Origin of the sequence: Pseudomonas sp. 58 R 12 (genome assembly GCF_900005865.1) — a bacterium.
Classification (GTDB): domain Bacteria; phylum Pseudomonadota; class Gammaproteobacteria; order Pseudomonadales; family Pseudomonadaceae; genus Aquipseudomonas; species Aquipseudomonas tritici.
Genome location: NZ_CVTP01000024.1, coordinates 106,112 through 132,481 on the forward strand (window position 1 = coordinate 106,112; position 26,370 = coordinate 132,481).

The following is a 26,370-nucleotide window of genomic DNA, read 5'->3' on the forward strand; positions in this document are numbered from 1 at the left end:
GGGGTTTATTTCATGAGTACACAGAACATCCGCCTGGGCTTGATCGGGGCTGGTCGCATGGGCAGCTTCCACGGACTCACGGCTGCGCGACACATCCCCGGTGCCAGCCTGGCCGCCATTGCCGACCCGACTCCGGGCCAAGCCGCCCGCCTTGCCGCTGAACTGGGGGTAGCCAAGGTCTACACCGACCCGCAACAACTGCTCGACGACCCGGATATCGACGGCGTACTCATCGCCGCCCCCGCGCGCAGCCACGCCGAACTGGTGATCAGCGCCGCGCGCGCCGGCAAAGGCATCTTCTGCGAAAAACCGATGGCCATCACCCTGGACGAAGCCGACCGCGCCATCGCCGCCGCAGCCGATGCGCGGGTGCCCTTGCAGGTCGGCTTCAACCGGCGTTTCGCCAAAAGCTTCCGTACTGCCCACCTCGACGTCGTCGCCGGCCGTATCGGCACGCCGCAACTGTTGCGCTCGCTGACCCGCGACCCGGCATTGAACAACCCGGCCGCTTCACCGCAATGGGTGATTTTCCTGGAAACCCTGATCCACGACTTCGACACCCTGCGCTACCTCAACCCCGGCGCCGAAGCGGTACAGGTGTACGTAATGGCCGACGCGCTGATCGCTCCGGAATACAAAAGCAAAGGTTTCCTCGACACCGCCGTGGTCACGATCCGCTTCGACAATGGCGCGATTGCCACCGCCGAGGCCAACTTCCAGGCCGTGTATGGCTACGATGTGCGCGGCGAAGTGTTCGGCAGCGCAGGCATGCTGAGCATGGGCAGCGTCACTGAATCCGACCTGGTGCGCTACCTGGCCCAAGGCATCCAGGCCGACACTCTACGCCTGGACACTGACCTGCTGCGCGACGCCTACATTGCCGAGCTCAACCACTTCGTCGACTGCCTGCGCAGCGGCGCCAAGCCCCTGGCCAGCGGCGAAGATGCGCGCGCGGCCCTGGCGATTGCGCGCGCCTGCATCGAGTCGTTCGAAACGGGCAAGGCCGTCGCCGTGCAGGGAGCCCAGCGATGATCCCGTTCACACTGGCGGTCAGTGCCGAGATGGTGTTTCTCGACCTGCCCTTTATCGAGCGCGTACAGCGTATTCACGCGCTGGGGTTCAGCGCCGAGATCTGGAACTGGACCGACAAGGACATCAATGCCCTCGCCGCCACCGGTGCCGATTTCACCTCGATGACCGGCTACATCACCGGCACCCTCACCGACCCCGACGGCATCCGCCAATTGCTCGACAGCGCCCGCGAATCCTTGAGGGTAGCCGAGCAATTGAACTGCCCCAGCCTCAACCTGCACGGCACCGGCCTGGGTGACGGCGGCCTGCCCGTGCAGCCGGTGTCCCGGACCACCGCGCGCATGTGGCTGAGCGCCTGCAAAACCCTGGAAAAAATCGCCCGCCTGGGCGAAGACGCCGGCCGCGTGTTCCTGCTGGAAAACCTCAACACCGACGTCGATCACCCCGGCACCCCATTCGCCCGCGCCGACGACACCCTGGCGCTGATCGAAGCCGTGGGCAGCCCACACCTGAAGATGAACCTGGACCTGTACCACGCGCAGATCGGCGAAGGAAACCTGATCGAATTGATCCAGCGCGCCGGTAGCGCCATCGGTGAAATCCAGGTCGCCGACGTGCCGGGCCGCCAGGAACCCGGCACGGGAGAAATCCACTACCCGGCCATTGCCAGGGCGTTGCACGCCATGGGCTACAGCGGCGTGGTCGGACTGGAAGGCTGGGCCAGCGGCGACAGCGAACTGGCCTTGGAGCGTTTCCGCCAAGCATTCACCCTATAACAATAAAAGGATCACCCTTATGAACCGCTATTCGTTGTTCGTTGCCACGCTGTTACTGCTGTTCAGCCAATGGACGTTCGCCGCTTACCGTATCGGCGTGAGCATTGCCCGGGTCGACGACAACTTCATGACCTACGTACGCACCGGCCTCGAAACCGCCGCCCAACAGCAGGACGTGCAGATCCAGTTCGAAGACGCCCAGGGCGACGTGGTGCGCCAGCTCAACCAGGTCGAAGGCTTTCTCAACCAGAAAGTCGACGCGGTGATCGTGCTGCCGGTGGATACCGCCGCCACCGCCAACATCACCCGCGCAGCCACCGCCGCGAAGACGCCACTGGTGTACGTCAACCGCCACCCGGATGAACGCACGCTGCCCAAGGGCGTCGTCACCGTGGCCTCCAACGACATCGAGGCCGGGCAATTGCAGATGCGCTACCTCGCGGAAAAACTTGGCGGCAAGGGCAACGTGGCGATTATCATGGGTGACCTTGCGCAAAACGCCACCCATGACCGCACCGAGGGCGCCAAACAGGTGCTCAAGGACTTTCCCGGCATCAAGGTGGTGGAGCAGCAAAGCGCCGAATGGCAACGCAGCAAGGGCATGGACTTGACCAGCAACTGGTTACTGGCGGGTACACAGTTCGATGCGATCGTCGCCAACAACGATGAAATGGCGATTGGCGCGGCCATGGCGTTGCAGCAAGCCGGGAAAGCCAAGGGCGAAGTGGCGATTATCGGCATCGACGGCTTGCCCGATGGCCTGGCGGCGATCAAGCGTGGCTTGCTGACGGCGTCGGTGTTTCAGGACCCGAAAGCCCAGGCAACCCAAGCGGTGCAGGCGGCGGTCCGGATGATCAAGGGCGAGCCGATTGAATCGGAAGTGTGGGTGCCGTTTGAGCTGATCAAGCCGGAACAGGTGGCGGTGTTTGAGCAGCGCTACAAATAAACTTGGGTACACAAATCCAAATGTGGGAGCGGGCTTGCTCGCGAATGCGGTGGATCAGCCAATGAATCTGTTGACTGACACACCGCATTCGCGAGCAAGCCCGCTCCCACAGTTTTAGTCCAGGTCGCTTGCAGAGTGGCGCTCGGCCAATTGCTCCGCAGGCTCGCCGGATACCCGGTTCACCCTACGCCCCCGCTGCACCGCCGGCCGCGCTTCAATCGCATCCGCCCAGCGCAACACATGCGTGTACTCATGCACCGCCAAAAACTCCGCCGCGCCATACAAACGGCCTTTTACCAACCCGCCATACCAAGGCCAGATCGCGATATCGGCGATGGTGTACTCATCCCCGGCAATGTATTCACTCACCGCCAGGCGCTGATCCAATACATCCAGCTGTCGCTTGGTCTCCATGGCAAACCGATTGATCGCGTACTCCATTTTGCTTGGCGCGTACGCATAGAAATGCCCGAAACCACCGCCCAGGTAAGGCGCACTGCCCATCTGCCAGAACAACCACGACAAGCATTCCGCACGCGCCGCAGGCTCAGTCGGGAAGAATGCGCCGAACTTTTCCGCCAGGTACTGCAAAATCGCACCAGATTCAAACACACGAATCGGCGTGGCGCCGCTACGGTCCAGCAATGCCGGGATCTTGGAGTTGGGATTGACCCCGACAAAGCCGCTGCCGAACTGGTCGCCGTCGCCGATCTTGATCAGCCAGGCATCGTATTCTGCCCCGCTGTGCCCCAGGGCCAGTAATTCTTCGAGCAGGATGGTGACCTTCTGACCGTTAGGCGTGGCCAGGGAGTACACCTGCAGCGGGTGCTCTCCCACCGGCAGTTGCTGATCATGGGTCGCGCCGGCGATGGGTCGGTTGATGCTGGCGAAGGTGCCGCCATTTTCGGTGTCCCAGGTCCAGACTTTCGGGGGTACGTAATCGGTCATGCTTACTGCTCCAGAGGCGTTTGCGATCAGCGAAGCGCCCCAGACTAAACCAAAGGTTGATGGCGCGTCACACCGTGAATGCCGGCCAATCTGCAAGGCCGGTTTAAAGATGCAACGGTACGCCAGCGGCGCCATCGCGCGGCACGTGTACCCGCAGCGCAATCAACAAGGCTGCCAACAACATCAGCACACCGGCACCGAGAAACACACCGGCAATGCCGCTGACACTGAACATCGCACCCCCACCGGCCGCCCCCGCCGCGATGGCTGACTGCACCGAAGCCACTACCATGCCACCCGCACTTTCAGCTTGATCCGGCACGGCGCGAGCCACCCAGTTCGACCACGCCACGGGCACCCCGCCAAAGGCCATGCCCCACAGCGCCAGCAGCAGCGCCTGGCCTGGCAGAGAGGCAGGCAACAGCACCAGGGCGAGCGCCGCGACGCCGACCAATACCGGCATCAGCACCAATGTGCCGAGCGGATAGCGCACCAGCAGCCAACCGGCCAGCAGCGTGCCGATGAAGTTTGCGGCGCCGAACCCCAGCAGCATCAAGGCCAGCCCTTGAGTCTGCACGCCCGTGGTGCTTTCCAGGAATGGCCGAATGTAAGTGAACAGCGCGAAGTGCGCGGTGTGTACCAATACGCAGGCAAACATGCCGATGGCGATGCCAGGGCGCAGCAGCACATCCAATACCGTGCGCAGGCGTGCACTGCCAGTGGGGGCCAGGCGTGGCAGCGTGAACAGCTGGAACGCCAGCGTCACCACGCCAACGGCGGCCGCAGCCACAAACGCACTGCGCCAGCCATACACATCGCCGAGGTAGCTGCCCAGCGGCACGGCAACCACCGTGCCCACCGCAATGCCACTGAAGATGATCGACAGCGCACGGGGCAGCAACGCCGCCGGCACCAGGCGCATCGCCACTGCTGCCGCCATACTCCAGAAACCGCCCAGGGCGACGCCCAGCAGGATGCGCATCAACAGCAGCACCGCCAGGCTCGAAGAAAGCGCCACCAACAGGTTGGACGCAATCATCAGCATGGAAAACCCCAGCAGCACCACGCGCCGGTCGATCCCGCGCGTCAGGCCGGGCACCAGCAAGCCAGCGAACAACGCCACCACCGCCGTCACGGTTACTGCCTGACCAGCCAGGGCCTCCGACACCCCAAGGTCCATCGCCATCGGCGTCAACAGGCTGGCCGGCAGGTATTCTGCCGTCAACAACCCGAATACCCCCATGGCCAGGGAAAACACCGCCATCCAGGCCGGGGCAGCGGGCTCCGCCTTGGAACAGATAGAGGCTTGAGCTACACAATCATTCATTACACGACATCCTCAGGAAATTAGCGCGACCGCCAGTCTAGGTTCGCCAACCCGGATGATCTATGATGCAAACCCTTGAGTTTTTGACCGAAACCCCGAACATGACTGCACCGGCCCCGTTCAATCTGTCCTCCGACCTTATCGATGAGCTGCTGCGCGGCATGCGCCTGCGCGGGGTGCAGTACCAGCGCATCCAAGCCGGACCCCGCTTCGGCATGGGCTTCAACGCCAAACCCGGGCACGCCTACTTCCACTTCCTCGCCGCAGGTGTGGCCACCCTGCGCACCGACGACGGCAACCTGTTTGAATTGTCGGCGGGCAATGCCGTGTTCATCTCCCACGGCGGCGCACATGCGCTGTTGTCCACGGCGGATGTCGCTGTGCAGGACATCAATGGATTTGACGCCACCCCGCTGGGCGATACCGTCTGCGCCGTGGATGCATCGCCCGACACGCCCCCCAGCACGTTGCTGTTCAGCGCCTGCATGGAATTCGAACTCGGCAGTATCCAGGGGCTCGGCAGCCTCATGCCGGCCTTGATGCTGATCGACACCAAGGGCCAGCGTTACCCCGGCCTGATGCCGATCCTGGCGGTGATGGAGCGCGAAGTCGCCAGTGCTCGCGTTGGCTATTCGGGCATCCTCGCGCGCCTGGCCGATGTGGTGGCCGCCATGATCGTGCGGGGTTGGGTGGAATGCGCCTGCGGCAATGCATCGGGGCTGGTGGCAGCGTTGCGCGACGCACGGCTGGCCGGTGCCTTGCTTGCCCTGCATCAGCAACCAGGCCGCGATTGGAGCGTGGCCGAGTTGGCCGCGCGCAGTCATACCTCCCGCTCGGTGTTCGCCGAACGCTTCCAGGCCACCCTGGGTCTTCCGCCGCTGCGCTACGTGACGCAATTGCGCATGCGCCTGGCCAGCCAATGGTTGACGCTTGAGCGATTGCCCATCGAAGAAGTGGCGCTGCGCCTGGGCTATACCTCCCAGGCAGCTTTCAGTCGCGCATTCAAGCGCATCACCGGCCAGCCGCCTGGCGCCAGCCGCCAGGGCGCCCGAAGCCCGGCATAAACCAGCGCCAAGCCATTGCGCAGGCTGATCCCGCGCCCTTACTCTCTTGAGCTCACCACCTAGCAAGCAATGGAGGCTTCATGAAACTGATCGGCATGCTGGACTCGCCTTACGTACGCCGCGTGGCGATTTCCCTGGAGCTGTACGGCGTGGATTTCGTGCATGAACCGCTGTCGGTGTTTCGCACCTTCAACGAATTCGCGCAGATCAACCCGGTGGTCAAGGCCCCGACCCTGGTGCTGGACGATGGCACGGTGCTGATGGATTCCAGCCTGATCCTGGACTATCTGGAAACCCTCGCCCCGGCTGACAAGAAGCTGCTGCCCCAGCAGCCCGCCGCGCGCGCCCATGACTTGCATGTACTTGGGCTGGCGCTGGCGGCCTGTGAGAAGAGCGTGCAGATCGTGTATGAGCACAACCTGCGCCCGGCCGAGAAGCTGCATGAGCCTTGGCTTGAGCGTGTCAGCGGGCAATTGCTGGCGGCTTATTCGCTGCTGGACAAGCAACTGGCCGACAGCGAGGCGCTGACTCAGGCTTCGATTACAGCGGCGGTGGCCTGGTCGTTCAGCCAGTTCACCGTGGCGTCGGTGGTTGAGGCGGATGCGTTTCCCAACTTGAAGCGCCACGCCGAGCGCCTGGAGCAGCACCCGGTTTTCAAGAAGTACCCGATCGAATAAACACCGCCGTTCAACTGTGGGAGCTGGCTTGCCTGAGATAGCAGTGTGTCATTCAGCGCTGTAGTCGCTGACACACCGCCTTCGCAGGCAAGCCAGCTCCCACATTGCTCTCCTTCGTCCCCAGGTCCGTGTGCCTAGACCCAGCCGCCATCCACAATAAAGTTCTGTGCCGAACACATCGCCGACGCATCGGAAGCAAGAAACAACGCCATATTGGCGATGTGTTCAGGCAGCACACTGCCCGGCAAGCATTGGCTGCGGCTGATCAGTTCCCTGGCGGCATCGTCGACCCACATCGCCAGTTGTTTCTCTGTCATCACCCAACCCGGCACCAGCGTATTCACGCGGATGCGACTCGGCCCCAGTTCGCGAGCCAACGCGCGGGTCATGCCGTGGGCGGCGGCCTTGCTGGCGGCGTACACCGGGTAGCCGGCGGACGCCATCATCCAGCCGACCGAGCCGAGGTTGATGATCGAGCCGCTACCGGCGCTTTTCATCATGGGCACCACAGCCTTGGCTGCGAAGAAAGCGTGTTTGAGGTTGACGGAGATCAGCCTGTCGAACATTTCCGAGTCGACTTCTTCCAGGGTGTGACGCACGTCATTGGCGGCGTTGTTTACCAGCACGGTGATCGGCCCCAGCGAGTGTTCGAAACGAGCGATGGCGGCTTTGTAGGCAATCTCGTCGGTGATGTCGCAGTTCACGAACTCCACCGTGTGCCCGCGGGAACTGAGCAGCGCCGCGAGGCGTTCGCCCTGGCTTTGCGCGCGGTCGACAAAGCCCACCTTGGCGCCCTGGGCGGCGAAGGCCCGCACCATGAATTCGCCGATCCCTGAGGCCCCTCCGGAGATCAGGACGGTTTTGCCTTCAAGGTCGGGATACACGGCGTGTTGAGTACTCATAACATCTTGCCTCGCTCAATTAGTCTTATTTTATTTTGCAAAAACGGCTTTTAAGGCTATAAATTCGCTGTCCTACCGACAAAATATCGCTATTAGTAGAACTATTCCACTCAAAACAACAAAAGGAAGTTCGACCATGAAGCACCCTCGTTATCTGCTGTCAGGTCTCGCCATGTCCGTATTGATCGCCAGTGGCGGCGCCCACGCCGCAGGCCTCTCCAGTGAACACAAGCCTTTCGGTAAAACCAACGACGGCACCGCCGTCGAGCAGTACATCTTGCGCAACAGCCATGGCATGCAAGCCACGGTGATCACCTACGGCGGCGTGTTGCAGTCGCTGAAAGTGCCGGACAAAACCGGCAAGATCGACGACGTGGTGCTGGGCTTTGACGACGTGCAAGGCTACCAGGCCGGCACGGCGTTTTTCGGCGCGACCATCGGGCGCTTCGGCAACCGCTTGGCCGGCGGTGCCTTTGAGCTCGACGGCAAGCGCTTCCAGGTGCCGCTCAACGATGGTCCCAACTCACTGCATGGCGGCGCCCAGGGCTTCGACAAACAGGTGTGGAAGGCCGCACAGGTCAAGGGCAAGGACTCGGTCGGCGTGACCCTCACCTACCTGTCCAAGGACGGTGAAATGGGCTTTCCCGGCAACCTGAAAACCGAGGTCACCTACAGCCTCAACGAGAAAAACGAACTGCACATCGACTACAAGGCCACCACCGACAAACCCACGGTGCTCAACCTTACCAACCACAGCTATTTCAACCTCGCCGGTGCGGGGAATGGTGACATTCTCAAGCAGGTGGCGACCTTGCATGCCAGCCATTACACGCCGGTGAACGCCACCTTGATTCCAACCGGCGAAGTCGCGCCGGTGAAAGGCACGCCGATGGACTTCCTGAAACCGACGCCGATCGGTCAGCACATCAAGGAGGATCATCCACAGCTCAAATTCGCCGAGCCGAAACAGGGCGGGTTTGACTTCAACTGGGCACTCGATACCAAGGGTGACGTGAAGCAGTTGGCGGCCGAGGTGCATGATCCTGAGTCGGGGCGGCGGTTGCAGCTCTACACCACGGAGCCCGGTGTGCAGTTCTATACCAGCAACTTCCTCGATGGTTCGGTGAAGGGCAAGGCTGGGAAGACGTATCTGCACTGGAGCGGTTTCACGTTGGAGACCCAGCATTTTCCGGATGCGCCTAATCAGCCGAAGTTTGCATCAACCCGCCTGAATCCAGGGCAGACCTACACCCAGAACACCGTCTTCAAGTTCTCCGCCGATTAAAACTGTGGGAGCTGGCTTACCGCTATCGCAGCCAAGCCAGCTCCCACATTTGGATCTTCACATGGCAAGGGTTCAGCGTTGCTTCATGCGGTCGATGACCACGGCCAGCAGCAGGATCGAGCCGCGAATCACGTACTGATAAAACGTGTCGATGTTCTTCAGGTTCATCGCATTCTCAATGATCGCCAAAATCAACACGCCGGCAATCACATGGCGAATCATGCCAACCCCACCACTCAACGACACCCCGCCCAACACACACGCCGAGATCACCGTCAGCTCAAAACCTTGGCCGATCATCGGCTGGCCGGAGGTCATGCGCGACGCCAGGATCACCCCGGCCAGGGCGCCGATCACACCGTGCACGGCAAATATCAGGATCTTGGTGCGATCAACGTTCACACCCGCCAGCAACGCCGCTTCCGGGTTGCCGCCGATGGCCATGGTGTTACGCCCATAGGTGGTGTAATTGAGCAGCCAGCCGAAAAACACGAAGCACAAAATGGTGATCAGGATCGGCACCGGTACGCCCAGCAGTTGGCCGTTACCGAAGATAAAGAACTGCTCCTCGGACACGCCCACCGCCTTGCCGTTGGCGAAGATATACGCCAGCCCGCGCACGATCTGCATGGTCGCCAAGGTGGTAATCAGCGCATTGACCCGCAGCTTGGCGATCACGATGCCATTGATCAGCCCCACCACCAGGCCCATCAGCAAGGCGGCGCCGATACCGAGCATGACGCTGTCGGTGTCGCGCATCACAATCGCCGCCACCACCCCGGCGCAGGCAATCACCGAGCCCACCGACAAGTCGAAGTGCCCCGACGCCAGGCAGAACAGCATGGTGCACGCGGCGATGCCCACGGTGGAAATCGCCAGGCCCAGGCCGCGCATGTTCAGCGGCGAGAGGAAGTTGTCGATGAGCAAGGCGCACAGCAGGAAGATGCTCACCGCGGCCAGCAGCATCGCCCAGTTGTCGAGCAGTGCGCGCATGTCCAGGGGTTTGCGTGCCGAGGGCAACGCGTTGTCTTGGGTTGTCATAGTCGTCTCTCAGTTCGCCAGGCTGCGCGGCAAAGCCAGTTGCAGCAGGTTGGATTCAGTCGCGTGCTCGCGGGTTTGTTCACCCCGCAGTGCGCCTTCGCACAGCACCAGGATGCGGTCGGAGATGCCCATCACTTCCATCAGGTCGCTGGACACCACAATGACTGCAATGCCTTGGGCGGCGAGGTTATGGATGATCTGGTAGATCTCGGCCTTGGCGCCGATGTCGATGCCACGGGTCGGCTCGTCCAGCAGCAGGACTTTCATCGGCATCGACAGCCAGCGACCCAGGATCGCCTTCTGCTGATTGCCGCCGGACAGGTACATGATCTTCTGCGCCGCGTTGGGCGTTTTGACCTTCATCGCCTTGATCTGCTGGTCGGCGTTGCCCTTCTCCCACCCCTCGCGCAACAGCCAGCCGAATCGGGAGTGGGTGCCGCGCGCGCTGATGTTGATGTTCTCGGCGACGCTGGACAGCGGGATGATGCCTTCCTTCTTGCGGTCTTCCGGGCACAGCAGCACGCCCGCGGCGATGGCATCGCGCGGTGAGCGCAGTTGCAGTGCTTGACCGCAGAGCTCCAGTTGACCGGCGCTCGCACGCTCCAAGCCGCTGAGCAAGCGGAACAACTCGGTACGCCCAGCCCCCACCAACCCGAACAGGCCGAGAATCTCGCCCTTGCGCACGTTGAAACTGATCGGCTCACGCAGGCCGGGACCGAGCAGGCTATCGACCTTGAGCGCGACCTCGCCGTGCTCACGCGGGCGGTAGTCGTAAATGTCCTGGATATCGCGCCCGACCATGCAGGTCACCAACTGGTCATGGGTCAGCGCGCTCATGTCCTCGAAGGTGCGCACGTAGCGACCGTCCTTGAATACCGTGACCGCGTTGCAGATGCGGAACACTTCCTCCATGCGGTGCGATACGTAGAGCACCACTTTGCCCTCATCGCGCAGCCGCGTGATGATCGCCATCAAGCGGTCGATCTCGCGCGCCGACAGGCTGCTGGTGGGTTCATCAAACGCGATCACATGGGCGCCACGGGACAGCGCCTTGGCGATTTCCACCAGTTGCCGTTGGCCCAGGGACAGGCGGCCGAGCTTCTCGGCAGGGTCGATTTCATCCGCCAGGCCCTTGAGGCAAGCCAAGGCCTGCTTGCGCAACAGTCCCCGATTGACCACCCCGAAACGCGACGGCAAATGCCCGAGGAACAAGTTCTCGGCCACCGTCATTTCGGGCACCAGGTGCAATTCCTGGTGGATCACCGCCACGCCGCTGGCAATGCTGTCCGCCGCGTTCTTGAACGCCATGGTCTGCTCGCCGATCTGCAGCGTGCCGCTGTTGGGAATGTAGGCGCCGCCGAGGATCTTCAGCAGCGTCGACTTGCCCGCGCCGTTCTCGCCCATCAAGGCGTGCACCTGCCCAGGGTGGGCGGTGAAGCTGATGCCATCCAGCGCCTTGACCCCGGGAAAGGTTTTGCCGATGCCGTCAAAACGCAGACTGGCCCCGGCAGTGTGTTGTTGTTCATTGACTTGCGCGTGCATAACCACCTCATCACACCGATCAGGCAGCCCCGTTGCCGGGGCTGCCGAGGAAAGCGAACTGCCTTATTTCCACAGGCCGATCTTTTCCAGTTCCTGCTTGAAGTTGTCGCGGGTGATCAGGGTCACTTCGTCCATGGCGGTGTACTTCGGCGGCTCGGTGCCTTTGGTGACCCACTCGTACATCATCAGCGCAGTGTTGTAACCCTCGATGTGCGGGCTAGGCAGCATCGAACCGAAGAAGCCGCTGTTGGCTTTCTTCAGTTCACCGATAGCGTCGGTGCCATTGATGCCGATGCCGATTACATTGGCGGCTTTGAAGCCCGCGCTTTCGGTCGCACGTACGCCGCCGAGTACGGTGTTGTCGTTCATGCCACCGATGATCAGGTTTTTCGCGCCGCTGGGCAGCTTGACCAGCGCCGAGTTGGTGGCGTCCATGCTGCCGGGTACGTCGAGGGTTTTAAGCGCAGCGGTGAGAATATGGTCGTCAGGAATGCCGGCCTCTTTCAGGGACTGGATCGATCCGTCGGTGCGTTTTTTACCGGTGTCGAGCTCGTTGAAGGTGTTGATCACCGCATAGGTGTCCTTCCAGTCCCAGCCGCGTTTTTTAGCTTCGGCGGCCATGGCGGCGCCTTGCTTTTGGCCGACTTCAAACGCGGCCATGCCCAGGTACGGCACGTCCTCCATAAAGGCGCCTTTGGCGTCGACGAAGCGGTCATCCACGGCAATCACTTTCAAGCCGTTGGCCTTGGCCTTGGCGACAATGGCCGGGCCCAGGGACACGTCCGGCGGGCAGATCACAAAGCCCTTGGCACCGTTGGCCGCCAGGCTGTCGATGGCCGAAAGGGTTTTTTCGCCGTCGGGCACGGCGATCTTGATCACGGTGAAGCCATGCTCCTTGCCGGCTTTTTCGGCAAAGGCCCATTCGGTCTGGAACCAAGGCTCTTCAGCCTGCTTGACCAGAAAACCGATCTTCACTTCCTCAGCGGCCAGCAGCAGCCCGCTCAGGCTCATGGCCGAGACCGCCACAGCGGCGCAGCACAGGGAACGCAAACCTCGACGACGATTCATACGGGTGACTCCTTGTTGTTGTTTTTAAAATCGGGATTTAGCCGGCAAAGCGGTGACAGGGTTTGCCTGGCACGTCGACCTCAATGGCCAATACCGCGCCGTCCAAAGGGTGATCCAATGGGCTGGCGGCACTGGTGATATAGAGGGTGGTGAGGTTCGGGCCACCAAATACGCAACTGGTGGGGCGGCTCACGGGCAACTCGATGATGCGGTCCACTTCACCTTCGGGCGTGAGGCGCAGCAGGCAACTGCCGTCCCAGCGCGCATTCCAGATACAGCCTTCGACGTCCATGGCCGAGCCGTCCGGCCCGCCACGTTCATGTGGGCCGAACCAGACGTGTGCGGGCTCGAGTTGGCCGTTCGGCAGAATCCCATGCCGGTACAGCGTGCCCTCCATGCTGTCGCCAAAATGCACATGGCGGCCGTCATCACTCCACAGCAAGGTGTTGGGAATGCCCAGGCCACTCAGCAACGGCGTGACCTGCGCATCGGCATCAATGCGAAACAGGCCGCCGGAGCGTCGGGTGATGGGCAGGTCTTCGCCCTGCTCGCCAATGTTGTTCTGCATAGTGCCCAGCCACAGGCGGCCCTGGGCATCGCAGCGCGCTTCATTGCCACGGTTGCCCGATTGCGGGTCGGCCACACACAGCAAGGTCAAGGCTTCGGTGACCAGGTCCAGGCGGTACACGCCGCTGCTCAAGGTCACCACGGCATCGCCGCTTTCACACGGGATAAACGCCGAGACATGCTCGGGCAATTGCCAGACCTGTAACTGCCCGTCCATCAGGCGCAATGCCTGTTTGCCGGCAATGTTGACCCAGTACAGGGCCTGGGTGGGCACGTCCCAGAACGGGCCCTCCCCCAATTGCGCACGGTGCGCGGTGACGGCGCTCAGCGACATGAAACCTCCTGGTTCATTGTTGTTTACAGCGCGTCGCGCGAAGGCGTGCCATCCACGAGCCGCTGGATACGCAACGGGTTAGCGTTTTTCAACGCGTCGGGCAGCAGGCTATCAGGGTAATTCTGGAAGCACACCGGGCGCAGGAAACGGTCGATGGCCAGGGTGCCGACCGAGGTGCCACGCGCATCGGACGTCGCGGGGTACGGTCCGCCGTGCACCATCGAATCGCAGACTTCCACACCGGTCGGGTAGCCGTTGAGCAGGATGCGCCCGACTTTCTGTTCGAGCAGTGGCGTGAGTTCGGCGAACTGTTGCAGGTCTGCCGGCTCGCCAATGATCGTCGCCGTCAATTGACCGTGCAGGCCATGTAAGGCAGCGCTGAGTTGGGCCTGGTCGGCGACCTCGACAAATACCGTGGTGGGACCGAACACTTCTTCTTGCAGCACTTCATCGCCGTCGATCAACAGGCGCACATCGGCCTTGAACAATTGCGGGTGTGCCTGGTTACCGGCCTGGGCACTGCCCGCCAGGTGCTGGATGCCGGGGTGCGCCAGCAGTTTTTCCAGGCCTTTGCCGTAGCTGCCCAGGGTGCCGGCGTTGAGCATGGTCTGCGTCGGTTGTTCACCGATTAGTTGCGCAACCTGTTGAGTAAACGCCGTGAATGCAGGCGAAGCGATACCGATCACCAGGCCTGGGTTGGTGCAGAACTGGCCGCAGCCTTGCACCACCGAGGCGGTCAGGTCACGCGCAACACTTTCAGCCCGTGCTGTGAGAGCCTGGGGCAGCACGATCACCGGGTTGATGCTCGACATCTCGGCAAACACCGGGATCGGCTGCGCACGTGCCGCTGCCATGTCGCACAAGGCGCGCCCGCCCTTGAGCGAACCCGTGAAGCCTACGGCCTGGATCGCCGGGTGCTTGACCAGCGCTTCACCGACGCCACCGCCGAAGATCATATTGAACACGCCGGCCGGCATCTCGGTGGTTTCGGCCGCCCGAATTATCGCATCGGCCACCCGCTCGGCGGTCGCCATATGCCCACTATGCGCCTTGAAGACGACCGGGCAGCCCGCCGCCAGTGCGGCTGCGGTGTCGCCGCCCGCCGTGGAAAAGGCCAGGGGAAAGTTGCTAGCGCCGAACACAGCAACCGGCCCGAGGCCGATGCGGTATTGGCGCAAATCCGGGCGTGGCATCGGCTGGCGATCCGGCAGCGCCTTGTCGATGCGTGCGCCGTAGAAATCACCGCGACGCAGCACGGTCGCGAACAGGCGCATCTGGCCGCTGGTGCGCCCACGCTCGCCCTTGATACGCGCAGCCGGCAGCGCGGTTTCGCGGCAGACCAGCTCGACAAAGTCATCGCCCAACGCATCCAGCTCATCGGCAATCGCATCGAGGAACTGCGCGCGGCGCGCCGCACTCAAGGCACGGTACGCAGGGTAAGCCTGCGCGGCAGCCTTGGCGGCGGCGTCGACTTCTTCCGGGGTCGCCTGGTAGAAATCCTGGGGCAAGGCTTCGCCAGTGGCAGCATCGACGCTTTGCAGTTTGACGCTGCCGTTGGCGCTGCGCTGGCCGCCGATGTAGTTGTGGCCGAGGAACTGGGTCATGGGGTTCTCCATTAAAGGGTGATGACGTGGCCGGGTTCGAATGCCGCATCGCTGCTGCCGACGCTGTTGATCAATGGCGCGCCGAACTCGGCTTGGCTGATCTCAAACACATCGCCCGGTTGAGTACGTATACCGTCGGCGAATGACAAGGTGGCGGTGCCGAAAAAGTGGATATGCACATCGCCGGGCTTGAGGAACTGACGGTATTTGAAGTGGTGATACTCGAGATTTTCCAGGCTGTGGCACATATTGGCCTCGCCGCTGAGGAATTCGTTCCGCCAGATTTCCTCACCGTTACGCAGGAGGCGACTGGTGCCCGCCAGGTGCTGGGGCAACTCGCCCACGCGCAACTCGGGGCCGTAGCTGCAACTGCGCAGCTTGGAGTGGGCCAGGTACAGGTAATTCTTGCGCTCCATGATGTGGTCGGAGAATTCGTTGCCCACCGCAAAACCCACACGGTAGGGCTTGCTGTCCGGACCGATCACGTACAGACCGCCGATCTCCGGTTCTTCGCCGGCATCTTCGGCAAACGGTGGCACCGGGAAGGCGGCGCCTGGGCGCACGACGATGCTGCCGTCACCTTTATAGAACCACTCCGGTTGCACGCCCGCCTGACCCGCTGCTGGCTTGCCGCCCTCCACGCCCCATTTGAAGATGCGCATGGTGTCGGTCAGTGCCGTGTCATCGCCGGCCTGGTGCATTTTGTCCCGCGCCGAGGCGCTGCCCAAGTGGGTCAGGCCGGTACCGCTGATCAACATGTGCGCCGGGTCCTGGTGATCCAGCGGCGGCAGGATTTTCAGCTCGGCCAGCAGTGCGACGTAGTCGTGGCTGTCGCCCAGACCGAGGCTGTTCACCTGTTGTGCCAGGCCGACGCCCGCTTCGATGGCGGCCAGGGCCAATTCGCGCACACTGCGCGCCGTCTGGACTTCGCGCAGGCTGTCGCCCTCTACAACGCCGACCCGACGCTCGCCATTGCTTAACTCGAACTGAACTAAACGCATGAAACTTCTCCCAGATTAAGTACGTGTCGCGCCACGGGCACTGGCGGCGAATTGGTCGGCAGGCAGCACATGCTTGCGCTCCAGCAAGCGGTAGACCACAAAGGTCAAGACCAGCCCGAACAGCATCACCCCGGACAAAAAGTACAGGCCCGATGCCAGGTTGCCGGTGTATTCCTTGAGCGCGCCAATCACGAACGGGCCGATGTAGCCGCCGAGGTTGCCAACCGAGTTGATCAACGCAATGCCCGCCGCTGCACTGGCGCCGGCAAAAAACCGACCCGGCAAGGTCCAGAACACCGCCGTGCAAGAAAACATCGCGAACGCCGCCAGGCACAGCGCCGCCATTTGCAGCACCGGCACACTCAGCCAGGCGCTGAAGAACAGGCCGATGGCACCGAGTACATAAAGCACCGCCAGGTGGCCATAGCGATCGTTCAAACGGTCGGAACTGCGCGGGATGATCAGCAGGCCGATGATGCCGAAGATATACGGCACGGCGGAGATGAAGCCGGTGGTCAAATCACTGCCGCCGAATTGTTTGATCAACGTCGGCAACCACAGGCCCAGGCCATAAATGCTCAGGGTCACCGGCAGATAGAACAGCGCCAGCAGCAACACCCGCTTGTCTTTCAAGGCATGCAGCGGGTTGCCGTGGCGGGTCTGGCCGTAGGCTTGCAAGTCTTTGTTCAACTCGCCGGCGAGCCAGGCTTTTTCCTCGTCACTCATCCATTTGACGTGCTTGGGGCCGTCCGGCAAGTAGCGCAGCACCGGCCAGGTGAGCAGAATCGCCGGGCTGCCGATCACGATAAACAGCCACTGCCAGCCGTGCAGGCCAAGGATGCCGTCCATGCCCAGCAGGCCACCGGACACCGGGCCGGTGATCATCATTGCGATGGGTTGCGACAGAATGAACAGCCCGAGGATCTTGCCGCGATGGCGCACCGGGAACCATTGGGTGATGTAGTAGAGAACGCCCGGAAAGAACCCCGCTTCCGCCGCGCCAAGCAGAAAGCGCATCACATAGAAGCTGTGTGGGCCCTGCACAAAGGCCATGCCGATGGTGATGGCGCCCCAGGTGATCATGATCCGCGCAAACCAGCGCCGCGCGCCGAAGCGGTCGAGCATCAGGTTGCTGGGGATCTCGAAAAGGAAGTAGCCAATAAAGAACAACCCCGCGCCCAGGCCATAGGCGGCGTCGCCAATACCGACGTCGGCGCCCATGTGCAATTTGGCAAAGCCCACGGCGGAGCGGTCTACGTAGGCGATCAGGTACAGCAGGATCAGGAAGGGAATCAGTTTCAGCGTAATGCGCCGAATAAGCCGCAGTTCCTGGCTCATGGGGGTCGATCTCCGATTGTTGTTTTTATAGAAGCTCGGGGGACGCCTCTCGCGAAATTCCGCCAGGGTCATACCTCAGTTAAGCCAAACTATATAGTAGGACTATTTACAAAACAACTCTTCCAAAGCATCGATTTTGCGCTTATGTTTAGGCACAGATAGAACATATAGTCATACAATAAGAGAATCGATCATGTCTGATAAAAAGCCCGGCCTACGCTCCGCCCAGTGGTTTGGTACTGCCGACAAAAACGGCTTTATGTACCGCAGCTGGATGAAGAACCAGGGCATTGCCGACCATCAGTTCCATGGCAAGCCAATCATCGGCATCTGCAACACGTGGTCGGAGCTGACGCCGTGCAACGCGCATTTCCGCCAGATCGCCGACCACGTCAAACGCGGCGTGATCGAGGCCGGTGGCTTCCCCGTGGAATTCCCGGTGTTCTCCAACGGCGAATCCAACCTGCGCCCCACCGCGATGCTCACCCGCAACCTGGCGAGCATGGACGTGGAAGAAGCCATTCGCGGCAACCCGATTGACGGTGTGGTGCTGCTGACCGGCTGCGACAAAACCACCCCAGCCTTGCTGATGGGCGCCGCCAGTTGCGACGTGCCGGCCATCGTGGTCACCGGTGGGCCGATGCTCAATGGCAAGCACAAGGGCCAGGACATTGGCTCGGGCACGGTGGTGTGGCAGCTCAGCGAACAGGTGAAAGCCGGCACCATTACGCTGGATGATTTCCTCGCGGCCGAGGGCGGCATGTCACGTTCGGCGGGCACCTGTAACACCATGGGCACCGCGTCGACCATGGCCTGTATGGCCGAGGCACTCGGTACTTCCCTGCCCCACAACGCGGCAATCCCGGCGGTGGATGCGCGGCGTTATGTATTGGCGCACATGTCGGGCATGCGCGCGGTAGAGATGGTGCGCGAAGACTTGAAGCTGTCGAAGATCCTCACCAAAGAAGCGTTTGAAAATGCGATCCGCGTGAATGCCGCCATCGGCGGTTCGACCAACGCGGTGATTCACTTGAAAGCCATCGCCGGGCGCATCGGCGTTGAATTGGACCTGGATGACTGGACCCGCATGGGCCGTGGCATGCCGACCATCGTCGACCTGCAACCGTCCGGGCGCTTCCTGATGGAAGAGTTCTACTACGCCGGTGGCCTGCCCGCCGTGCTGCGTCGCCTCGGTGAAGCCAACCTGATCCCGCACCCGAACGCCCTGACCGTGAACGGCAAGTCCCTGGGCGAGAACACCAAGGACTCGCCGATCTACGGCCAGGATGAAGTGATCCGCACCCTCGACAACCCGATCCGCGCTGACGGCGGCATCTGCGTATTGCGCGGTAACCTGGCGCCACTCGGCGCGGTCCTCAAGCCGTCCGCCGCCAGCCCGGCGTTGATGCAGCACCGTGGCCGCGCCGTGGTGTTCGAAAACTTCGACATGTACAAGGCACGCATCAACGACCCCGAGCTGGACGTGGACGCCAACTCGATCCTGGTCATGAAAAACTGCGGCCCCAAGGGTTACCCAGGCATGGCCGAGGTCGGCAACATGGGCCTGCCGGCCAAGCTGCTGGCCCAGGGTGTGACGGATATGGTGCGGATTTCCGACGCGCGCATGAGCGGCACGGCCTACGGCACGGTGGTGTTGCACGTGGCCCCGGAAGCCGCTGCCGGCGGACCGTTAGCCACCGTGAAGGAAGGCGACTGGATCGAACTCGACTGCGCCAATGGCCGTTTGCACCTGGACATCCCCGACGCAGAGCTGGCGGCGCGCATGGCAGACCTTGCGCCACCTGAAAAGCTCATCGTCGGCGGCTATCGCCAGCTGTACATCGACCATGTGCTGCAGGCCGACCAGGGTTGCGACTTTGACTTCCTGGTAGGTTGCCGAGGCGCGGAAGTCCCACGGCATTCCCACTAAGTGGGATGCTATGATGCCGCGAATTTAAGTCAGAGCATCTCTCCCGTTATGGATCACCAGCCGCCCAAGCCGCGCAAGAGCCAGCATGCCCAGATCGTTCAAGACTTGGGCATGCACATCGTTTCCGGTCGCTTCAAGCCCGAAGAACGGCTGCCCATGGAGGCCACGCTCTGCGAGGAGTACAAGGTCAGCCGCTCGGTGTTGCGTGAGGCTACGCGGGTACTCAGCGCCAAGGGCCTGGTGTATTCCAAGCCACGGGTGGGCGCGGTGGTGCGACCACGGTTGAAATGGCACCTGCTCGACCCGGACGTGTTGTCCTGGTTGATGCAGTCCACGCCCCACAGCGAGTTCTTCAACACGTTGGCCGGTGTGCGGCGCATCCTTGAACCGGAAATCGCGGCCATGGCCGCGACTACCGCCACCGATGAAGACATCGCCACCATCGAAAAAGCCTACGCAGGCATGGAAACCGCGAAGACCCACGAAGACCTGTTGCAGGCCGACCTGGACTTCCACCGCGCCATTGCCGACGCCACCCGCAACGACCTGCTCGCGTATATGTGCAACATGCTGTCGTTGCCGCTGCGCGAGTCGATCAACATCACCAACCGCCGCCCGGATATCCAGGGTTTGAGCCTGCCCCGGCACAAGGCGATCCTCACCGCGATCCAGAACCGCGACGCCCTTGGGGCGCGGCATGCGTCGCTGGTGCAGTTGGATGACACGCGGGTGGCGTTGGATACGGTGATGAATGTATTGACCCCGCTTTAAAGCGGGGCCGTTGCTCAGGAGTTACAAGGTGTAGGCGATGCCCACCTGCACCGTGCGTGGCGCGCCTGGGTAGGCGTAGAAGTTACCGAACGCACCCTCTTCAAAGTCGCGATTGAACAAGTTCTTCACATCCAGGTTGAGCCGGACTTTTTCGTTGACCTTGTAGTAACCGAGCAGATCGACCACGGTGTAGGCGTCCATCGTAAACGGGGTGTTGGAGGTCTGGCCGACACGCTCATCGACGTATTTCGCTCCCGCGCCCAGCCCAAGTCCTTTGAGACTGCCATCCTGGAATTCGTAGACGTTCAGCAGACTGAAGCTGTTGCGCGGGATGTTGGCCAGGTGCGAGCCAACACGGAGGGTGTTGTCCTTGGTCACTGCTGCGTCCACATAGGCATAGCCACCGATCACGCGCCACTCTGGAGTAAGGTTGCCGGCGACGTTCAAGTCGAAACCACGGCTGCGTACTTGGCCCGCTGCGACCTTGAAGGTGGCGGTGGGGTCCGCAGGATCGGTGGTCAGCACATTCTTTTTGTCGATCTGGTAAATCGCAGCGTCGACACTCAACTGGTGATCCAGCGCTTCCCACTTAATGCCCATTTCATACGACTTGCCTTTCTCCGGTTCAAAGCCTTCACCTGTGCGGGCGGCGCCAGTATTGGGCTTGAATGAACGCGCTGCATCGGCGTACACGGCAAGCGAGTCGGTCAGGTCGTAGATCACTCCAACCCGTGGTGTTACGGCGTTATCGCTGGCTTCCCAGTTTTTTGTACCCGGCACATAGCTCTCGTACTGGTGCTCAAAACGCTCGAAACGCGCGCCAGCCAATACTTTCAGACGCTCGGTCAGGGCGACTTGATCCTGAACAAAGGCTGCGTAGGTCTTGAGGTTTTCCTTGTCATGGGTAGGCGTGCTGGTGAGCGCAGGACGCGGCTTTCCATAGACTGGGTTGAAAATATCACTGGTGTAGGAAGCGGACGAACGCTGGATGATCGACTTGTAGTCGTAATCTTCAAACTCGACGCCCGTGAGCAAAGTGTGATCGAACCCACCCGTGGAAAAATGCCCGGTGAGGTTGAGCTGGGTGTCCTTGTCCGTCCACTCCAGCTTGCGGTAGTTAAAATTGCGGTTGAGCGTGTGCCCGTCAGCAGCCAAGCTATTGGCTTCAATCGCGTTGCCTTGCAACGTACCGTCGAGCCATTGGAAACCGCCGCCCAGGGTCCAGTTTTCATTGAGCAGATGCTCGAAACGCAGCTGTGCCATGCTGTTGTCGTTGTGCAATTTACCAACGTCTTTATCACCCCAGAAGGTATCGCGGGACGCCGTGCCTTTCTGAGTGGCGAAGCGGGTCAAGCCACGATCCAGCGGGTGGTTGTTGCGCATGAAGTCACCTTCGAAGATCAGCTTAGTGTCATCGGTGGCTTGCCAGGTGATCACCGGGGTCACGCCGTAGCGCTCGGTTTCCACATGGTCACGGAAGGTGTCACCGCCCTCACCCACCACGTTCAGGCGATAGGCCAGGCGGCCCTCCTCATCCAACGGGCCGGAGGCATCCAGGGTGCCGCGCTTCATGCCTTGATCATCCAACTGGCTGCCTAATGTGACCGTGCGTTCGGCCAGCGGTTGCTTGGAGACCACGTTGAAGGTGCCGCCAGGATCGCCACGGCCGTAGAGCATGGTCGCCGGACCGCGCAGCACTTCCAGGCGCTCGATGGTGTTGGCGTCTGGCATATTTGGGTAGCCACGGTTGATCGGGAAACCATTGCGGTAGAACTCGCCGGTGGTAAAGCCGCGCACGGTAAACGTGGTCAGGCCCTGCCCGCCGAAGTTGTTGGCGCGGCCGACACCGCCGGCGTAGTCCAGCGCGTCCTGCAAACGGGTGGCGCCGATGTCCTCGACCACATCTTTGGACACCACGGTGATGGACTGCGGCGTTTCATGAATCGAGGTATCCGTACGCGTCGCGCTCGCCGAGCGGGTGGCGTGGTAGCCCTGCACCGGCCCCTGGGCGGTTTCATAGTCGGCAGTGCCGGTGATGCTGGTGGTTTGCAGCTCGATGCCGGTTTTTTCAACCGGCTCGACCGCTGCCCAACTCAACGGGGAAAACGCCTGAAGCACACACATTGAAAGCAGGGTACGACGCATGGGAATGACCTAGTAAATGAGCCAGATGGAGCGGCATATTTGCCAATTATTTTGGCGCGCATGTTATAGCAACCCATTAACGATTGACATGTATTCTCATTCGTTACTTTTCGACAGATGAAAAAAAGCCACTCCTGGGAGTGGCTTTCGATGTTTGACGCTGGGCTATTTCGACTCAGCGATAGCGTTCCAACCAATGCGCATACGGTGCAGGCAAGGTCCAGGACGACTTCTCGACGCCCAGTTCCTTGGCTGCAAAGTACGCCCAATGTGGATCAGCCAGGTGCGCACGACCCACCGAGACCACGTCCAGATGCCCGGCTTGCAACGCACCTTCTGCCAGTTGTGGCGTGCCAAAGCCCCAAGCCGAAGTGACCGGAATGCCGGCTTCGCGACGCACGCGCTCGGCGATAGGCCCCATGAACGCCGGGCCCCACGGAATGTTGGTGTCGGGAATGGTGAAACCAACGCTGACGCTCAGCAGATCCAGGCCGCCACCCTTGAAGCGGCGGGCCAGTTCGATGGATTCGGTGAGGGTCTGCTCGTCACGGCCATCGTATTCGATCACGCCGAAACGTGCGGTCAGTGGCAGGTTTTCCGGCCAGACCTCACGCACAGCGGCCAGGGTTTCCAGGAGGAAGCGGCTACGGTTGTCGAAGCTGCCGCCGTAGGCGTCGGTCCGTTGGTTGGAGTGTTCAGAGAAAAAGCTCTGGCCCAGGTAGCCGTGGGCGAAGTGCAATTCGATCCATTCGAAACCGGCGTCACGCGCACGGCGGGCAGCGTCGACGAAGTCCTGGCGCACCCGAGCGATGTCGTCCAGGGTCATGGCGCGCGGCACTTGCGGCAGGTTGGCACCGAAGGCGATGGCAGACGGTGCGATGGTTTCCCAGCTGCGCGCGTCGGAAGCCGGCATATGATCGTCACCTTCCCACGGGCGGTTGGCGCTGGCTTTGCGGCCAGCGTGACCGATCTGGATGCCCGGCACTGAACCGGCAGCCTTGATGGCCTTGACCATCGGCACGAAGGCCTCGGCGTGGGCATCGCTCCAGAGGCCGGCGCAGCCTGGGGTGATACGGCCTTCCGGCGCGACCGCAGTGGCCTCGACCACCAGGAGGCCGGCACCGCCACGGGCCATGCTGGCCAGGTGCACGAGGTGCCAGTCGTTGACGATGCCGTCCTCGGCCATGTACTGGCACATTGGCGGGATGGCGATGCGATTGCGCAGGGTGACGTCTTTGAGTTTGAACGGTTCGAACAAAGCGGACATTAGAGAGCTCCAGGGAGTGAATGGCTGATTCGATTGTTCGATGGTAATCGAACTATAGTATTCAGCGATACCCCCCTGTTATGATTCGTTTCATGCGAGCCTTTAAACACCCACTTCTTCAAGACCTGACTCTTGAGCGCCTGCTGTACGCGCTGAGTGATCCGGTGCGCCTGGAAATCGTGCGCTGCCTGGCGGGTGTGCCCGAAGCCACCTGTGGCGAGCTGGACGGCGGGCGGCCCAAGTCGAGCATGTCCCATCACTTTCGCGTGTTGCGCGATGCCGGGCTGGTGCAGACGCGCAGTGCCGGCACCACTCATCTGAATTCGTTGCGCGCCGATCTGCTCGAGGAGCGCTTCCCGGGATTGCTGCAAAGCATTCTTGCGCAGCGGTAAGACCCGACTCAGTCCAGCAGCGCAATCAAGCGCGGCTCGATGGACGTCTCCAACACCTCCAGCACCACCAACGTCACCGGCAACTTGAAGCGCCGCCGTCCTGCGCTGCCGGGGTTCACGTACAACGTTGCGCCGCGCCATTCGATCAGGGGCTTGTGCGAATGGCCGGTGATCACCAGCCGCGTAGACGTGTCGATTAATGCAGGTACGTCGGCGATGTCATGCACCAGCAACGTTTGCCATCCGTCCACATCAAGCATCAGATAATCAGGCACCTGCCGTGCCCACGGCGCCTGTAGGTCATTGTTGCCACGCACCGCGTGCAGCGGCGCGATCTGTGACAATTGCTCAAGAATTTCAGAGGTGCCGATATCGCCGGCATGAATGATCTGCTCACATCCCTGCAAAGCTGCGACCGCTTCAGGTCGCAGCAGGCCATGGGTATCGGAAATCACGCCAACTTTCATAGGGCCTCCGGGGTGGAAATCGAACCGTGAGACACTAGCGCGCCATCTAGATACACGCGGTCCTTGCCGTTGCCCTTGGCGGTGTAGAGGTTGCGGTCGGCACGCTTGAGGACCGCCGACATATCGGCCCCGAGCGCAAAATGCGTCATGCCCGCACTGCAGGTGTAGTCATGGGGCGGCGCCACACTGCTGCGGATCGCTTGCAGCAGGCGCAGCGCGTAATCGGTGGCGAGACAAGGGTCATCGCCCACCAGCAGCACCCCGAATTCTTCGCCGCCAATCCTGCCGAAACTGTGGCTGCCTGGGGTGGATTTAAGGCACGCGGCCATGGCGCAGAGAATCCTGTCGCCGACGTCATGACCGAACTGGTCATTCTTTAATTTGAAACTGTCGATATCCAGCATCATGAAGTAGCCGGTATCGCCGGCCGCAATCAGTTTGGCGAAGCTCTCCATGAAGGCCCGCCGGTTCAGGATGGAGGTCAAGTAATCGGTCTCGGCCAACTCTCGAAACTCACTCTCCACCATTAACACCGAACGCAGGTTCTTCAGGTAGTAGACATTCAAGATAAAACCGATCGCCACCGACGCGGCACAAAAGATAAACACGTAGATATCGACGCCTTCGTAAAGGCTCATCTGAATGCTGGGCCACGTCAGTAACCAGACCAAGGCGGCGCAGACCAGAAAATCCTGAACCACGATAAACAGGATTGCACTGCTCAGCACCAAGGTCACGGCCAGCGGCAAGGCAAACACCTGCAGCGCGGGATGGACGTGAACCACATAGGCAAAACCCGCAGACAGCAGCACCATGTAGGCCACCCCCAGCGCCCGCCACAGCACATAATGAGTCACCACTCGGTGAACCCCATACACCCCGCACAGCCCCATCGTGACCAGCGCGACCGGCCAGCCAAACATCGCCCAGCGGTCCACCAGCAACACCGCCAGCCAGGCAAAAATCCCGATCAGTTCAGCCTTGGCGATCGCGGGCGACAACAGTCTTTGCATCCGTGGCCTGAGCTTCACATTAGCCGGCATCCCGTCACTCCCTGTGCATGAGTGGCCGGTGTGCTATCGGCATGACTCAGTTGAAGACTGTGGAGGCAGGTCGCAAACGAGTAAGCCATAAACCGCCTGACCAACACCATAAAAGGTGGCAGGACTTCAAGCAATGTCTTGGAATGAATCTTGAAATAACCCCGGTCGGCCCCCTCTTGAACCAGACGAATAACGTGGGTCTTGGACACCGAGAGTTGCTCAGCGATGGAAAGGTAGGATGAAGACCTGAAACTTGCCCCTTGATTATCGAGCGCACACGCATCGTTATAGATCGCCAGCATCAACATATGCCCGGCATCGCGTTTTACCAGCCAATAACAATCAGGCATCAACAGGTCGATGGTCACGTTATGGGAGAAAAGGACCGAAAACCCTTTGAAATAACGTGCCAGATAGGCGCGATCATCCAACCCGCCCATTGACCCGCACACCGCCGTTTCCGAGCACATCACACCCAGCGGCTCGACCACGGAGGTGAGCATCCGCCGGATCTCCTCGCAGGCTTGGGATGACGGGCTGAATACCCGCAAACGGCTGTCATCCGGATGCCTGGATACCGTCATGAACCCCAGCGCCCTGAACAGCAGGAAGATCGACTCCAGGCTGTTTCTGGAACAGAACCCGCGCGTCACACAAAACGCCTTCACCTCGGACAGTAAGGGAACGGGCTTGGAGAAATACGTGCTCAATAAGGTATAGGACACCATCAAGCGACTGAACTTGAGTGCGGTCTTATAGAAAAACGGTCTTTTTGAATAGGACTCCAACAAAATCGAATAATGGGAACGAATACACGCTTCAAAATCCACATGGCGCTCAAACGCCCGCGCCGACTGTTCCATCGCCAACTTCAACGAACCACCGCACATGAGAAAGAGCCCT

24 protein-coding genes are annotated in these 26,370 nt (G+C 61.3%); 9 read left to right on the forward strand and 15 right to left on the reverse strand.

The genetic code is table 11. The features are described 5' to 3' along the window. Positions 1–12 precede the first annotated feature (12 nt). The 3 genes from BFP95_RS21320 to BFP95_RS21330 are packed head-to-tail and all read left to right on the forward strand — an operon-like array spanning position 13 to position 2,754. Positions 13–1,032, forward strand: coding sequence for a Gfo/Idh/MocA family oxidoreductase (locus tag BFP95_RS21320; protein WP_065889382.1), 1,020 nt, complete (start codon positions 13–15; stop codon positions 1,030–1,032). Next, positions 1,029–1,808 (forward strand): TIM barrel protein, encoded by a 780-nt coding sequence (locus BFP95_RS21325; RefSeq protein ID WP_065876228.1) that lies wholly within the window; start codon positions 1,029–1,031, stop codon positions 1,806–1,808. Before BFP95_RS21320 ends, BFP95_RS21325 begins: the two co-directional genes overlap by 4 nt. 19 nt (positions 1,809–1,827) lie before the next feature. Continuing rightward, the gene (locus BFP95_RS21330) at positions 1,828–2,754 is read left to right on the forward strand and encodes a sugar ABC transporter substrate-binding protein (RefSeq protein WP_065876229.1); all 927 of its coding nucleotides are present in this window, start codon (positions 1,828–1,830) and stop codon (positions 2,752–2,754) included. Between the two features lie 114 nt (positions 2,755–2,868). Here the strand turns inward: BFP95_RS21330 and yghU are convergent, their stop codons facing one another. Further along, entirely contained in the window at positions 2,869–3,702 is an 834-nt protein-coding gene (yghU, locus tag BFP95_RS21335; RefSeq protein ID WP_065876230.1) for a glutathione-dependent disulfide-bond oxidoreductase, read from the reverse strand. 103 nt (positions 3,703–3,805) lie between these two features. After that, positions 3,806–5,029 (reverse strand): MFS transporter, encoded by a 1,224-nt coding sequence (locus tag BFP95_RS21340; RefSeq protein ID WP_065876231.1) that lies wholly within the window; start codon positions 5,027–5,029, stop codon positions 3,806–3,808. 65 nt (positions 5,030–5,094) lie between these two features. On the opposite strand from BFP95_RS21340, the gene BFP95_RS21345 reads away from it, so the two are divergent. Both BFP95_RS21345 and BFP95_RS21350 read left to right on the forward strand, forming a co-directional pair. After that, entirely contained in the window at positions 5,095–6,093 is a 999-nt protein-coding gene (locus tag BFP95_RS21345) for an AraC family transcriptional regulator (RefSeq protein WP_065910740.1), read from the forward strand. An 80-nt stretch (positions 6,094–6,173) separates the two neighbouring features. Beyond that, complete coding sequence (locus BFP95_RS21350) at positions 6,174–6,770, forward strand: glutathione S-transferase family protein (RefSeq protein ID WP_065876232.1); 597 nt, start codon at positions 6,174–6,176, stop codon at positions 6,768–6,770. A 134-nt stretch (positions 6,771–6,904) separates the two neighbouring features. Here the strand turns inward: BFP95_RS21350 and BFP95_RS21355 are convergent, their stop codons facing one another. After that, positions 6,905–7,672, reverse strand: a complete 768-nt coding sequence (locus tag BFP95_RS21355; protein WP_065876233.1) for an SDR family NAD(P)-dependent oxidoreductase — start codon at positions 7,670–7,672, stop codon at positions 6,905–6,907. Between the two features lie 136 nt (positions 7,673–7,808). Between BFP95_RS21355 and BFP95_RS21360 the strand changes: the two genes are divergently transcribed. Then, the gene (locus BFP95_RS21360) at positions 7,809–8,957 is read left to right on the forward strand and encodes an aldose epimerase family protein (RefSeq protein ID WP_065876234.1); all 1,149 of its coding nucleotides are present in this window, start codon (positions 7,809–7,811) and stop codon (positions 8,955–8,957) included. 72 nt (positions 8,958–9,029) lie between these two features. On the opposite strand, the gene araH is transcribed toward BFP95_RS21360, so the two are convergent. The 7 genes from araH to BFP95_RS21395 all read right to left on the reverse strand — a co-directional run bounded on the left by araH (position 9,030) and on the right by BFP95_RS21395 (position 17,452). Next, positions 9,030–9,998 carry an L-arabinose ABC transporter permease AraH gene (gene araH, locus BFP95_RS21365; protein ID WP_065876235.1) on the reverse strand — a complete coding sequence of 323 codons (969 nt, stop codon included), beginning with the start codon at positions 9,996–9,998 and terminating at the stop codon, positions 9,030–9,032. A gap of 9 nt (positions 9,999–10,007) precedes the next feature. Beyond that, positions 10,008–11,540, reverse strand: a complete 1,533-nt coding sequence (gene araG / locus BFP95_RS21370; protein WP_065876236.1) for an L-arabinose ABC transporter ATP-binding protein AraG — start codon at positions 11,538–11,540, stop codon at positions 10,008–10,010. Between the two features lie 63 nt (positions 11,541–11,603). Beyond that, on the reverse strand, positions 11,604–12,608 hold the full coding sequence (locus BFP95_RS21375) for a substrate-binding domain-containing protein (RefSeq protein ID WP_049708850.1): 1,005 nt from the start codon (positions 12,606–12,608) through the stop codon (positions 11,604–11,606). 37 nt (positions 12,609–12,645) lie between these two features. After that, positions 12,646–13,509 carry an SMP-30/gluconolactonase/LRE family protein gene (locus BFP95_RS21380; RefSeq protein ID WP_065876237.1) on the reverse strand — a complete coding sequence of 288 codons (864 nt, stop codon included), beginning with the start codon at positions 13,507–13,509 and terminating at the stop codon, positions 12,646–12,648. Positions 13,510–13,532: 23 nt separating this feature from the next. Further along, on the reverse strand, positions 13,533–15,113 hold the full coding sequence (locus tag BFP95_RS21385) for an aldehyde dehydrogenase (NADP(+)) (protein WP_065889372.1): 1,581 nt from the start codon (positions 15,111–15,113) through the stop codon (positions 13,533–13,535). An 11-nt stretch (positions 15,114–15,124) separates the two neighbouring features. Further along, complete coding sequence (gene araD1 / locus BFP95_RS21390) at positions 15,125–16,114, reverse strand: AraD1 family protein (RefSeq protein WP_065910661.1); 990 nt, start codon at positions 16,112–16,114, stop codon at positions 15,125–15,127. Between the two features lie 15 nt (positions 16,115–16,129). Then, on the reverse strand, positions 16,130–17,452 hold the full coding sequence (locus BFP95_RS21395; RefSeq protein ID WP_049708854.1) for an MFS transporter: 1,323 nt from the start codon (positions 17,450–17,452) through the stop codon (positions 16,130–16,132). 193 nt (positions 17,453–17,645) lie between these two features. Here BFP95_RS21395 and BFP95_RS21400 point away from each other — a divergent pair, with 193 nt between their 5' ends. Further along, positions 17,646–19,382, forward strand: coding sequence for an IlvD/Edd family dehydratase (locus BFP95_RS21400; RefSeq protein WP_065881437.1), 1,737 nt, complete (start codon positions 17,646–17,648; stop codon positions 19,380–19,382). 48 nt (positions 19,383–19,430) lie between these two features. Beyond that, positions 19,431–20,153, forward strand: a complete 723-nt coding sequence (locus BFP95_RS21405; protein ID WP_049708856.1) for a FadR/GntR family transcriptional regulator — start codon at positions 19,431–19,433, stop codon at positions 20,151–20,153. 21 nt (positions 20,154–20,174) lie between these two features. Here BFP95_RS21405 and BFP95_RS21410 read toward each other — a convergent pair whose 3' ends face one another. Next, positions 20,175–22,298 carry a TonB-dependent siderophore receptor gene (locus tag BFP95_RS21410; protein WP_065876242.1) on the reverse strand — a complete coding sequence of 708 codons (2,124 nt, stop codon included), beginning with the start codon at positions 22,296–22,298 and terminating at the stop codon, positions 20,175–20,177. A 175-nt stretch (positions 22,299–22,473) separates the two neighbouring features. Next, entirely contained in the window at positions 22,474–23,565 is a 1,092-nt protein-coding gene (locus BFP95_RS21415) for an NADH:flavin oxidoreductase/NADH oxidase (protein ID WP_065910662.1), read from the reverse strand. 92 nt (positions 23,566–23,657) lie between these two features. Here BFP95_RS21415 and BFP95_RS21420 point away from each other — a divergent pair, with 92 nt between their 5' ends. After that, entirely contained in the window at positions 23,658–23,957 is a 300-nt protein-coding gene (locus tag BFP95_RS21420; protein WP_065876294.1) for an ArsR/SmtB family transcription factor, read from the forward strand. Between the two features lie 8 nt (positions 23,958–23,965). Here the strand turns inward: BFP95_RS21420 and BFP95_RS21425 are convergent, their stop codons facing one another. From BFP95_RS21425 to BFP95_RS21435, 3 genes are read right to left on the reverse strand one after another with little or no spacing between them, the layout of a single operon-like run. Continuing rightward, positions 23,966–24,424, reverse strand: coding sequence for a metallophosphoesterase family protein (locus BFP95_RS21425; protein WP_065889366.1), 459 nt, complete (start codon positions 24,422–24,424; stop codon positions 23,966–23,968). Further along, positions 24,421–25,467 (reverse strand): GGDEF domain-containing protein, encoded by a 1,047-nt coding sequence (locus BFP95_RS21430; protein WP_065876245.1) that lies wholly within the window; start codon positions 25,465–25,467, stop codon positions 24,421–24,423. Before BFP95_RS21430 ends, BFP95_RS21425 begins: the two co-directional genes overlap by 4 nt. After that, on the reverse strand, positions 25,452–26,330 hold the full coding sequence (locus tag BFP95_RS21435) for a hypothetical protein (RefSeq protein ID WP_225930685.1): 879 nt from the start codon (positions 26,328–26,330) through the stop codon (positions 25,452–25,454). The genes BFP95_RS21430 and BFP95_RS21435 overlap by 16 nt, the downstream gene beginning before the upstream one ends. Positions 26,331–26,370 lie beyond the last annotated feature (40 nt).